The 12,772-nt window shown below is 46.8% G+C and carries 10 protein-coding genes; 7 read left to right on the forward strand and 3 right to left on the reverse strand.

What is annotated here, in order from left to right:
* Positions 1 to 413: 413 nt before the first annotated feature.
* The 6 genes from Q1A08_RS12460 to Q1A08_RS12485 all read left to right on the forward strand — a co-directional run bounded on the left by Q1A08_RS12460 (position 414) and on the right by Q1A08_RS12485 (position 7,713).
* Positions 414 to 1,193: a GGDEF domain-containing protein gene (locus Q1A08_RS12460; RefSeq protein WP_299773365.1), complete on the forward strand. Its 780-nt coding sequence runs from the start codon at positions 414 to 416 to the stop codon at positions 1,191 to 1,193.
* A 162-nt stretch (positions 1,194 to 1,355) separates the two neighbouring features.
* Entirely contained in the window at positions 1,356 to 2,627 is a 1,272-nt protein-coding gene (locus Q1A08_RS12465) for a TonB family protein (RefSeq protein WP_299773367.1), read from the forward strand.
* 66 nt (positions 2,628 to 2,693) lie between these two features.
* A complete protein-coding gene (locus Q1A08_RS12470) occupies positions 2,694 to 4,115 on the forward strand; it encodes a protein adenylyltransferase SelO family protein (RefSeq protein WP_299773369.1) in 1,422 nt (473 codons plus the stop codon).
* A gap of 207 nt (positions 4,116 to 4,322) precedes the next feature.
* Complete coding sequence (locus Q1A08_RS12475; protein WP_299773371.1) at positions 4,323 to 5,183, forward strand: HDOD domain-containing protein; 861 nt, start codon at positions 4,323 to 4,325, stop codon at positions 5,181 to 5,183.
* A complete protein-coding gene (gene sthA / locus Q1A08_RS12480; protein ID WP_299773373.1) occupies positions 5,180 to 6,571 on the forward strand; it encodes a Si-specific NAD(P)(+) transhydrogenase in 1,392 nt (463 codons plus the stop codon). Before Q1A08_RS12475 ends, sthA begins: the two co-directional genes overlap by 4 nt.
* A gap of 257 nt (positions 6,572 to 6,828) precedes the next feature.
* Entirely contained in the window at positions 6,829 to 7,713 is an 885-nt protein-coding gene (locus Q1A08_RS12485) for an MASE3 domain-containing protein (protein ID WP_299773375.1), read from the forward strand.
* A gap of 43 nt (positions 7,714 to 7,756) precedes the next feature.
* On the opposite strand, the gene Q1A08_RS12490 is transcribed toward Q1A08_RS12485, so the two are convergent.
* Entirely contained in the window at positions 7,757 to 9,289 is a 1,533-nt protein-coding gene (locus tag Q1A08_RS12490) for a HAMP domain-containing sensor histidine kinase (RefSeq protein WP_299773377.1), read from the reverse strand.
* Positions 9,290 to 9,413: 124 nt separating this feature from the next.
* Here Q1A08_RS12490 and Q1A08_RS12495 point away from each other — a divergent pair, with 124 nt between their 5' ends.
* Positions 9,414 to 10,163 carry a DUF3365 domain-containing protein gene (locus tag Q1A08_RS12495; protein ID WP_299773379.1) on the forward strand — a complete coding sequence of 250 codons (750 nt, stop codon included), beginning with the start codon at positions 9,414 to 9,416 and terminating at the stop codon, positions 10,161 to 10,163.
* Between the two features lie 25 nt (positions 10,164 to 10,188).
* On the opposite strand, the gene Q1A08_RS12500 is transcribed toward Q1A08_RS12495, so the two are convergent.
* A complete protein-coding gene (locus Q1A08_RS12500; protein ID WP_299773381.1) occupies positions 10,189 to 11,061 on the reverse strand; it encodes an alpha/beta fold hydrolase in 873 nt (290 codons plus the stop codon).
* 121 nt (positions 11,062 to 11,182) lie between these two features.
* On the reverse strand, positions 11,183 to 12,361 hold the full coding sequence (locus Q1A08_RS12505; protein ID WP_299773383.1) for an acetyl-CoA C-acyltransferase: 1,179 nt from the start codon (positions 12,359 to 12,361) through the stop codon (positions 11,183 to 11,185).
* Positions 12,362 to 12,772: the final 411 nt, after the last annotated feature.

A 12,772-nucleotide genomic window follows, 5' to 3' on the forward strand; every position in this document is an offset into this window, starting at 1 on the left:
TCCCTTTACCGGCGGCACATGGCAAGCTTTCTTCTGTCCTCCAAATGCACACATAACCCAATGTTATTGGCGCAATAATAATTGCTCGTCACTTCTTTCAACATAACTCTTACCTATAAGTGTAAGTTGGTGCTATGGTGCGAAGCAGACTCAACGATAGAGTGACCTTAAAAAGTTTAGGCAAACGGTAAAAAAATCAACCACTTAAGCTGCCTAACAATAACTACTGTGTTCGCCTATTCGACCACAACTAGTAAATGGATTTTTGGAGCTTAAGGCCAAGAGTCCCAGGGTGTAATCATCTATAGCGCAGGCCTCGAGATTTGAGCCTGGGTACCCTAGGGCGCTTATGGTCATAAACGGCCGTCATAAGTGGCTGGCTCCTCAGCTCGCATAAGACATGGATACTTAGGGTGAAAATACTGTTTTTAATGGTCTTGCTGGGCTGTGTTAAGCCAACAGAGACCCAGCATGATCGACCAATACACACTGCCAACCGGTGGCCACCCTCTATTCTGAGTCAACAATGCTTGGCATCAAATGGTACAGCCGTTATTGCACAAGGAGAGAAAGCCGCCTCAAATATACAAATTCACACCTCATTTGGCATGTTATTACTTTCAGCAATAGTGCTTGCCATCGCTTTGATTCGTGAGCGTCGACATAAACACCGCTTACAAGAGCTGGCCCATATCGATCATTTAACCTCACTCTATAATCGGCGCTATCTCTATCGCCTCGGTAAACGTTTGCTCAATAGAAGTAATAACGGGGCCGGTAGTTTTGCCGCCATTATGCTGGATGTAGATCATTTCAAGCGGATAAACGATGTTTATGGCCACAGCACGGGCGATCAGGTGCTGGTACAGATCGCCAAGGTCTGCAGTGAAGAATGTCGTCCGAGTGATATTGTCGGGCGCTTTGGTGGCGAAGAGTTTCTTCTGTTACTACCCAATACCCTATTGAGCGAAGCCGTTACTGTTGCAGAGCGGATTCGCGTTAAGATTAGCGATATCAAGATCGACAGCAATAAATATAGCGCACAAAACCAGGAAATCTCCGCCAGTTTAGGGCTGTGCTGCAGCGATCAAGAGGCCAACCTAGACTTTGACCAGCTTATTAAGCTCGCCGACGAAGCCATGTATCTGGCCAAAGCCGCAGGCCGAAACTGTGTACAGTCGAAGCGTCCTTAAGCTAGCTGTTAAAAACATGCGATATTTCCTTGAATACCTAGAAAAAACCAGTACAGTTTGTCGTCTAAAGTAAAGTCGTTATTTAATGATGACCACCCATAAATTACAGCGTTTCGACCGATACGATAAACCGCTGTATTGAATAATAAAATGGATACTACAGTGACCAAGCTTCTGCCTCCTCGCTCACCATGCCGCCTCAAAGTGTATGCACTCAGCTCACTTTTGTGTTTGGGGATAAGTATTAACAGCTCAGCCGATCAACTTTTGAACGGTATTGCCAGCTACAACAAATTGGGCAAAGAGCGTTTTCTTGCAGGCTTGTACCTAGGCTCGACAGGCAATGATCCAGCAGCGATCCTAAACTCCACTGAGCCACAAAAAATGGAAATGCGGGTTACCGCCAAACGCCTCTCCTCGCGCAGCCTGGCAAAGCTGTGGATTGAGAGCATGGCAATCAACAACCCGCCCTCTGTACTAACTGAGCAAGCCAATGCCATGGTGGCCTTTTCCAAATTGGTTAAGCGTACCTTGCGGACCGGCGATCACCTTATCATCCACCGCAAGAGCAGCGGCATTACCGAAATTAGCCTGAACGGCATTAAGCTGGGTGAAATTGAACAGCAAGGTTTCTTTAAAACCCTACTGAATAGTTGGTTAGGGTCGGTACCTTTTTCAAGCAGCTTTAAATCTCAACTATTGGTTGGCGGCAATGTTAACGAAGACCTCAACGCCCGCTTCGTGTCACTTAACCCTGATCCTGAGCGCACCGTTCAGTTGGCCCAATCTATCCAGCCTAGTAGAGCTGAAACTCCCGCGCCTGCCACTGCCGTTAGTACGCAGCAAACCAGCGCCACTATTGCGCAAAATAACAGCACGCCTGAGCCCGAAACACCCGAGCCAAGAGCCGCGGAAGATACTGCTCCAAGCCTTACTCCCGCAGCAGAAGCCGTTATTGCTCAGCCGCAAATTGAAAAGCCTAATATTCAGCTTGGCACTGGCGCTCCGGAAGAAGAACAACCGGAGCCAGAGCCTGCACTAGCCGCTCAAGAGCAGGCTATTATTAGCGCAGATGACCTAGATGAAGAAGAGCTAGACGGCGAGGAAGATATTGCCGCAGAGCTAACCGCTGAGGCGCTTCTCAATCGCCAGCTGTATCACTCAAAGCTCGTTAAGTGGGCCTACCAGCACGTTAATTACCCGAAGCGCGCTATCGTTCGTGAACAGCAAGGCAGCGTGCAAGTTGAATTGGTGATCGATCGCAACGGTGAAGTGCGAGACTTCCAAGTGATCGAGCCTTCCAAGTACGCCACCTTAAACCGCGCTTCACAAAAGGCTATTGAAGCGGCATCACCTTTCCCACCGATGCCAGAAACAATGAACCAAGAAGAATTCCGCTTCACATTACCCATAGTTTATCGTCTGCCCGATTAAACTAGCGGCACGCACTTCAACGCTATGATTTAATAGGGCCTGTAGTGAACCTCCAGGCCCTTTCTTATGCTCGACCAACTAAAACAAGATTTCGCCCGCTTAGGCCATGACTTCGCCCGCCCGGTTAAAGCTACACCACTAGCCGGTAGCCATGTTCGTCACATCAACTGGGCACTGGTAGAGCAGCTAGGTCTGCGTGATCACATTAAAACGCCAGCCAATCTTCAGCTTATCGCTTCGGCCAACTGCCAAGGCCTGGCGATGAAATATTCTGGCCACCAATTTGGCGTTTTTAATCCGCAACTGGGCGATGGCCGAGGCCTACTATTAGGTGAATGGCAAGACTCCAGTGGTGAACTTTGGGACTGGCACCTTAAAGGCGCTGGCCAAACGCCCTTCTCTCGTTTTGGCGATGGCCGCGCCGTATGGCGCTCTAGCCTAAGGGAACACTTTATTGGCGAAAGCCTCACGGCGCTGGGCATTGCTAGTACTCGCAGCCTTTGCCTTGCTAGTAGCCAAGACAGCGTGATGCGCGAAACTCCTGAACAAGCGGCCACTGTTATTCGCGTTGCTAAAAGTCATATCCGCTTTGGCTCTTTCGAAGAGTTTTTCTACCAACGAAAATACCCACAGCTGCAAGAGCTGGCTGATTACTGCTTGCATCGCTACCTACCCGGAGCGGCGCCAGGAGATTACCAAGCGCTACTCGATATGGCCGTAGCTAATACCGCCAAAATGATCGCCTTGTGGCAATCCTTTGGTTTTAACCACGGCGTTATGAATACCGACAATATGTCAATTATTGGAGAGACTTTCGATTTTGGCCCCTACGCCTTTCTCGACGATTACGACCCTAAATTTATTTGTAATCACTCCGACCACCACGGCCGCTACAGTTTTGAACAACAGCCCAATATCGGGTTATGGAACCTTAACGCCCTGGCACATGCGCTCTCAACTTTAATGGATCAAGACCAGCTTCGAGAGAGCTTGATGGCTTATCAAAAGCAATTGGCCAATCACTATCAAGAAAGCTTGAATCGACGCCTGGGCTTAGACTCTGTTCGAGAAGCTGATGTTGCGTTGGTGCAGCAATGGCTACAACTTTTAAGCGAACAGAAACTGGACTACAACTTAAGCTTTCGCGCCCTAGCGTCCTGGCTAAGAGATGGTGCGTGGCCAGATCAATTTGAAACCCTAGCGAGCAACGACAAGGCCGAGCAATGGCTGCATAGCTACCAACAAAGAATTAAACAGCAATGTCCTAATGAAAGCGCTCATAAAATGGACAGTTATAATCCGCTATACCTGCCTAGAACTCACCACCTGCAAGCCGTCATTGAAGCCTCTCAAAATGGTAACGATGGCCCGATGGAAAACCTGTTTCAATGTATCCAACAACCCTTCAAACGCCATCAAGACGACCTTGGTTTTGACCTCTCCCCTACAGACAGCGATAAAGGCCTGTGTTTGAGTTGTTCCAGCTGAACTGGTATTTCCTAGCCAAAGCAGCAACTCAAGCCTTTTCTTAGCAAAATTATTCCCCATTTTCCCTTAAGTAGCGGATGAAATGGCCGATACCTAGGCCATACGCTGCAATCCTTCTGAAAAGAGCCAGTTTTTGCACCTGTCTTTTCTGAGGACTGGACTACACTTAAACACGAGCCACCGTTTATGCCCAGCAAAGCCAATACTATGTCACAGGTTATAAAAATGGATGTAAAAACTCAGATTTTGACGCCCCTGCTCGAAACTCTGATCAAAGAGGAAAATATTGAAGTGCCGATGTTGCCCGAAGTGGCAAATAAGGCCGTGACCCTAGCCCAAGATCCGGATTCTGACGCCAATCAAATGGCACAGCTGATTACCGGCGATCAATCCTTGGCCGGTCACGTTATGCGAATTGCCAACTCGGCTGCGTATACTCCAAATGCCTCTCTCGTGTCATTGCAGCAAGCCATCGCCCGCTTGGGCATGGGTTTGATTAGTGAGATTGCTGTTGCCGCGTCTATCGGCACTAAAATGTTTCACACCCCAGGTTTCGAACAACACATCGCCTATATTTGGCAACACGCCCTCGCCTCAGCGTTATGGGCAAAAGAGATTTCACGCACTTGTCGTCGCAACGTAGAAACCAGTTTCCTATGCGCCCTGCTGCATTCAATTGGTCGCCCTGTTGCCGTGCAAACCATTTTGGATTTAAGCCAAAAGAAAGGCCTGCAAATGCAGGAAGAAGAAGTGCTTAAGGTTGAAGATGCCTACCACCAAAAAATCGCCATTCAAGTACTTGATACTTGGGGCATGCCAGAGTTGATCAAAGAAGTGGTTGAATACTTTTACGATTACCAAGCGGCGCCAAACGCTACAGGGCAAATAGCCAACGCCAAAGCAGCAGCGGCTTTCGCAACACATATGCTCAAACCCGAAGAAATGAGCCGCGGCCAACTCTTCGAACTTGAAGTATTGGGCGATCTCAATTTGTATAACGATGAGATTGAAGAGTTGCTGGATAAAACAGATCTTGTGAAATCCAGCATGGAGGAGATGTCAAAATGAGTAATACCTACGACTATGACATGCTGGTCGTGGGTAGCGGCCCAGCAGGACAGAAAGCCGCCATTCAAGCTGCCAAGGCAGGCAAACGTGTAGCTCTGGTAGAGCGAGACAATCTCTTTGGCGGTGCCTGTGTGCACCGCGGTACCATTCCTTCAAAGACTCTGCGTGAAAACGCCTTGCGTGTAAGCCACATGCGACAAAATGCAGCCCTAGCTGATTTTGAGCTTACCGAAGATGTTGAAATGTCCACCTTAATCACTCGCTTAAACGATGTCCTGGTGGCACATGATATGTATATGTCGCGACAGATTGATCGCAATGGTATTGGTCGCATTAAAGGCCGCGCCAGCTTTATCGACAATGAAACTATCCGTATCGATAGAGTTCAGGCTGAGCCTCTTACTGTGCGCAGTAAAACCGTGGTATTAGCGACGGGTTCTTATCCTAGAAATCCGCCGAATATGCCAATCGATCACGAAAATGTGCTCGATAGTGATTCAATATTATCCTTACTTTATTTGCCCAAAAGCTTAACCGTATTAGGCGGAGGCGTGATTGCCAGTGAATACGCCTCGATCTTTCAAGCTTTGGGTGTAAAAGTCACCATGATCGACAAATACCCTAAGCCATTGGGTTTTCTTGATCATGATCTTTGCGATACCTTTGTAAAAGTATTCGAAGAAATGGGTGGTACTTGGATCGGCGACTGTGAAGTTGAACATGTCAGCTGGGATGGTATTTCAGAAGTCACCACAGAATGCAGTGACGGTACGATTGTACGTAGCCAGAAATTGCTTTGCGCGGCCGGCCGTATCGCCAACGTTAAGAATTTGAATATCGACAATGCAGGCTTGAGTTTAAATGAACGTGGCCTTATCACTGTCGATGAAGATATGCGCACATCCGTGCCCAACATTTTTGCCGCCGGTGACATTATCGGCCCACCTTCCTTGGCTTCCTCATCAATGGAGCAAGGACGTCGTGCCGCTAGCCGTGCCTTGGATATCGATGTCAGTAATATGAACGATATGATTCCTTCAGGCATCTATGCAATTCCTGAGTTATCGGCGGTTGGACTTAATGAAGCGCAAGCCATTAAAAAATACGGTGGCTCTGTTGTCGGCCGTGCCAATTTTGATGAAATCGCACGCGGACAAATCTCCGGCAACACCCACGGTATGCTGAAGCTGATCTGTGACGACAAAGGCGAAAAAATTGTCGGCACTATGATTGTTGGCGAAGGTGCTACCGAACTCGTCCACATCGGTATGATGGCCATCGTGAATGAGATGGAAGTTGATGCGATGGTAGACAGTATTTTCAACTTCCCGACTCTGGCCGAAGCCTATCGAGTTGCCGCATTAGATGCGATATCAAAACGTCCTTAGATTTTATTTCACAGCGATCTAAAACAAACCTTTAGATCGCTGCGTGCCTCACTTTTAGCTCAGCCCCCTCGCCTGACTGCTTGTTTATCCATTCGCAGGGCTGCTCATCGCAATAGCAATACCCCCCCCAGACTTTAATCGCTAAAGCTAAAACCGCAGATCAAAATTCCAAGTTAACCACTTTGCCTACGCCTTGACTGGCGCCCGCGACAGGAACATCTACACTGAAAATATAAGCAACAATTTGGGTGTAAAATATGTCTAAACAGGACACAAAAAACGTCAAAGGAATGTTATTTACTGCGGTTTTCGCCGTTTGCTTTTTGCCCTTTTTGGCATCTATTCTCGGGATCGACTTCGCAACCCCCGGCATTCAATCTCAGGACAACGAATTGGCCGATATAGAAAAAAGCTTCTTGTCATTACGAGGCGGCCTAGTTCACGCTCTATTGGAGTGGAGTGCCGTTACCATCGCTCTGCTAGTGATGATCATCAGTTTGCTGCATTACCACTTTCACAAAGATATCACCATCCCCATTATCGGCACGGCCCTGCTGTGCGCCGGTTTTACCGATGCTTTTCACACACTAGCTGCAATGAGAATCATTGAAGCCAAGGCCGAAAACAGCGATTTTATCCCTTTCACCTGGGCACTATCCCGTATGTTCAACGGTGCAATTATTCTAGTGGGTAGCATTTTATGCATATGGCTATTAAGCCTTAAGAAACCCACTGAAGGGCAGCATTGGAAGCACAGTGCATTCCTTATCGCCATCATTTTAGTTTTCATTTTGATAGCTTATGTCGTAGTAAACTCAGCGGCCATGAGCTCGAACCTACCCAAAACCACATTTACTGAAGGATTGATCAGCCGACCATTTGACGTACTGCCGCTGCTACTATTCTCTATCAGTGGAATTCTATTTTGGAGCTGGCACAATGCTAAGGAAAGCGTATTTCGCTACGCCTTGATTCTCAGTGTCATTCCCAACATCGCGACACAGTTGCATATGGCTTTCGGCTCAGAACAACTTTTTGATAACCACTTTAATATTGCCCACAGTTTAAAGATTCTAAGCTATTTTATCGTGCTAATTGGTATCACCATGGATGCCGTAGTTACCGTCCAGGATTCAGAGTAACAATCGAAAGCCCAAATCAAACAGCATGAAACATTAAAAACGATTAGCTAGCTTCGGCTAGCTCTTGGTTCTCCACCTCGAAGTGAAAAGACGTCCCAACCCCTACTGTGCTTTCGCAACTAATATCGCCTTTCATTTTGGAAACCGTGTTATAAACAATGGAAAGACCAAGCCCAGTTCCCCCAGAATTCTGAGTCGTTGTATAGAATGGTGTAAAAATCTGTGACAATTCATCCTCGCCCATGCCACGGCCATCATCACTGAAAGTAAATTTCACTTTATCCCGATCAGCCGACTCAACATCCAAAACGATACAACCTGCCTCTTTGTCTTTAAAGGCATGATTTATAGTATTTAGCAGTAGATTGGTAATAATTGAGTACAGCCCCCCTAGATCGCTTTTTAAGGTGATGTCTTCGGGGCAGTTTAAGGTAATGTCGACATGATGCTCGTTCAATTGATGGTCGAAGGAGGTAATGATATCCCAAAGCGCTGCGTGTAAATCGAACTCTCTCACTTCATTTCTATTTTGTTCTACTGCCACTTCCTTAAAGCTCGCCACCAGATTAGCACTGCGCTCTAGATTCCGCTTCAATAAGCTACTCAAATTATCGCTGCGGGCAATATATTTTTGCAAATCCTCGAGAGACAAGCTTTCCTGCTCTAATTTCTTATTAACCTTGTCAGTGTTTTCTTTCAAAGTTGAGTTAGCGGTGATGCATACTCCTATAGGAGTATTAAGCTCATGCGCCACACCAGCCACTAGCTGCCCTAGGGCAGCCATCTTCGCCGATTCGACCAACTCTCCTTGAATAGATCGAAGCTCTTCAAAAAGATCATTAAAGGCCATAGCCATTTTATTTAGCTCTTGGTGCTGACAATCCTTATCAATTCTATGGGAGAGATCAAAGTTTTCTCTTATCTCTTCGATTCTTCGGCATAAATAGTCTATTGGATTGGTCAGGTGCGAGGCGAATAAATAGGCAATAAGACTGGCAATGACAGTAGATAAAATAAGAGCAATGGGGATAAACGACATGATAAAGACATTGTCTGATTTTGCGGCTGCCGTCGAGCTATCCACTCTATCAACAACAGAGAAATACATATTATCAATCTGTAGATTGAGCTGCTCGGAAACCTCAAAAGCTTGCCTAATACGACTATTGCCCAACAACAGCAAATCTTGAATATAAAAGTCAGTCGCCTCAACCATATGTCCGTAATAGTCGTCAATATTGGCCTTCGTTTCTCGGGCAAACTCCGGATACCGATCTTGCAGGCCAATCAAGCTTTCTTCAATAGCCTGGCGTCGCGATTCAGATTTATGTTTCGACTCAGAAAGATAAGTTCTTGAATAATTGCTTAACCAATATTTTAATTCCTCTACTTGAAACCTAAGCTCGGATATTTTTCGGATTTCACTGTTTGATACTAATAAATTGTCCAGCTGTCCAGAACTCGACATAACCTTAAAATAAATCAAACTTACCGTTGTCACCATGATAAGAATCAGCAAGGACACCAAAGCATAGACCTTACTCTTTAGGCTTACGCCACCGTGTAAATTAGTCATATTTACCACTCATCGTGAAGATTATTACAATCTCCACCCTCTGCTTTATTTAGACAACTCCTGTCTTATACTTTAGTTAAAGATTGACCAATTCGCCCACACAACCGACAGAATAGACAAAACAATGAGAATTATAAAAACTGTCATGACAATCAGTTTACTGATCTTAGCGAGCACAGCTATCAACAGCCACGCTACGGACTATTCCTCCGAGCAAAAGGCCGCTATGGCCAAAGAGTTTGCCGATTTATTTATGGCATTTAAGGTGAGTATTTTTAAACTGCAAGGACATATCAACGACCCAGAGATTGGAGACAAAGGCTTAACTGGGGCCAAAATGGTTGAGCATGCAAAAAAAGAGTATCGAGAATTAACGGGTAAGGACTTTGTCTTATCGAGCAATCCAGACTTATTGTCGGCTCAATTAGATTTGTTTCAAGCAACCAATAGCATCATGCAAAAGATGGCGCCAGTTATAAACCGCAAAGGTTTAGGTTTTAAGGGCTTCATTACGGCAATTTTTGTACGTATGGTGGCCAGAGAATTTTCCAGTCGCTCATCACGCTGGAATTTTAAATTTACTGCACCCAATGATTTATTGCGCAGCCAAGCCAATGCGGCCGACAGCTGGGAAAGTTTGGTATTCAGTGATAAGTTTCGCCAGGCCAACTGGCAGGCAGAAGAAAATTACAGCGAACATACCGCCACTGGCTATCGTTGGATGATGCCTATCTACCATACCTCGGTATGCTTAAGCTGCCATGGAGGCCCCAAAGGCAGCCGCGATATTACTGGCGCCATTAAAGAAGGCACCAAGCTGGGGGATTTGGCCGGGGCCTTTAGCATTGTATTTTCCGATCTAAAAACGCCCTAAATGGTTTCTCACAACAGCTTTATATTTAGCTGTTAGCATCTAGCCAGTTAGAAATCTTGGGCCACAAGGCTTCTCGACTGTGCTTTTGAAACAAACCATTGTGGCCGAGCTTTTTAAGCCCTAGGGCTTCTGGCTCTAGCATATCAACAGTACTTTGACTGTTGCAGAAAAAGTCTGCCAAATAGCGAATATTATTTTCGGGCGCCAGCTCATCGTCACTGAAGCCCAAGCTCCAAAGCGGGCACTCTATTGCCTCATAGCCGCTTCTATCTAAGCCGTAATCTGCGCTTAGTAAATAGTCTTCACCGCGCATCCACTGTGCCCAACGGGCAATAAATCGGCTCGGTATGCGAATATTCCCAAGCCCTAAGGCAGCAATAGGGAAAGGTTCTTTTAAGCGAGCTAACACAGGAATCAGGACAAAGCTCAACAACCATAATTTAAAACGCCCAGTTCCCTGCCAGCGCTTCCAATAAGGTGCCGATGCAGCCACTAAAGTGATCGAGCTTAGTTTCCTTGCCGATGGCGCTAGGCCAAGCAACTGCCCACCGATGCTGTGGCCGATAAAGTGGACCGTACGACCATGAGTTAAAGCTTCTTGTATGACAGCTTCGATATCCAAAATACCCCAATGTTCAGTACTCACACTGGCGCTTGGCGATTCGCTTTGCTCACCTGTTCCACGGTAATCAAAACTCAAACATTCATAGCCCTGCTCACAAAGATACTCTGCGAAGCGTCGATAGAAATTATGGGACACCCCCAGGGCACTGCCGATTATTACCATCGCTTTCACAGGTTCAGAGCTCTTTGACTGGTAGTGACGATATGCAAGTGGATAGCCATCTTTACAATGCGCAACCTTATCCACGTAATGTGTGCTGCTTTGCTCAACCATTATTGTTATCTCATTGCTTTTGTTTTGCTTTTTTTAGTTGCGACAAATTTCAGCCAAAAAAAAGGCGACACTATTGTCGCCTCCTTTTGGGTCGCCTTTTTGATCGTCGTAAGACTAAATCTTACAAACGCTCAATGGCAATCGCAGTTGCTTCGCCACCACCGATACACAAGCTAGCAACGCCCTTGCTCTTACCGTAGGTTTCCAAAGCCGCCAATAGCGTAACCACGATGCGAGCACCCGAGGTACCTAGTGGGTGACCTAGAGCAGTGGCACCACCGTGAACATTCACTTTACCGTGATCTAGATCTAGCTCTTTCATAGCCGCCATAGCAACTACAGCAAAAGCTTCGTTAATTTCAAACAAATCAACATCGTCCTTCGACCAGCCGGCTTTCTCTAGCAACTTCTTCATAGCGCCAACAGGAGCTGTGGTAAACCACTCTGGCTCATGGGCATTTTGAGTGTGCGCGCGAATAGCGGCTAATGGCTTTAAGCCACGCTTTTCGGCTTCTGATTGACGCATAAGAACCAAAGCGGCCGCACCATCAGAAATAGAGCTGGCGTTAGCGGCTGTTACGGTGCCGTCTTTTGCGAAAGCCGGACGCAGAGTTGGGATCTTCTCCGGCTTGGCATTGCCTGGCTGCTCATCGATTTCAACAACGCTTTCGCTGCGACGAGTTTTAACAGTAACCGGAGTAATCTCACGGCTAAACTTACCTTCGGCAATCGCGGCATTCGCACGACGTAAAGATTCGATCGCGTAAGCGTCTTGCTCTTCACGGCTAAAGGTATATTTGCCGGCACAGGCTTCAGCAAATTCACCCATCAAGTTGCCCTGATAAGCATCACGCAAACCATCAAGGAACATATGGTCCTTAACTTCGCCATCACCTAAGCGATAACCAGAACGCGCTTGAGGCAAAATGTATGGCGCATTACTCATGCTTTCCATACCGCCTGCGACTACGATATCGGCATCACCTAAAGCGATCGCATCGTGGGCCATCATTAGGGTTTTCATACCTGAGCCACACACCTTGTTTACGGTGGTACATGGCACATGATTAGGAACGCCAGCACCTAAAGAGGCTTGACGTGCAGGCGCCTGGCCCAAACCGGCTGGCAGTACACAGCCCATTAATACTTCACTAACATCACCCGCTTCCACTTTAGCGTCTGCTAAAGCACCGGCAATGGCTTTGGCACCTAGTTCTGGAGCACTCATAGCGCTGAGAGAACCCTGCATGCCACCCATTGGGGTGCGTGACATACCTACAATTACAACTGGATCTGACATTATTGACTCCAACTCTGTTAAGCATTGCCCCGAGTGTCTATTTTTCAGGCAATGTCGATGCATCCTAGGTGCTGGCTATGATTTCTGATTGTTAATGCCGGCTACCTAGGCTGACAGAATGGCCGCATAAGGGCCCCTAATCCGTACTAGGGTTGGCAAGGCAGCGACGTCATTTTCTCAATAAAGAACTATACGTGACTGGCCAAACCTGCTTTACGTTAACGTAAAGGAGCTCGGATTATAGCGAAGCCTAGGCCCATGCACTACCGCCCAAGATGACATCCGGACCAATAAAGGGCATAAATAGGCTACTTTTCAGGCAATTATGGTGGTAATAAAGCTGTAATTTCACCTACTTAGGTAGCAATGCTAGACTCTAGCTCAAACACTGCCTGTGGCCGAAATTGCCCC

Origin of the sequence: uncultured Pseudoteredinibacter sp. (assembly GCF_947500695.1) — a bacterium.
Taxonomy (GTDB): domain Bacteria; phylum Pseudomonadota; class Gammaproteobacteria; order Pseudomonadales; family Cellvibrionaceae; genus Pseudoteredinibacter.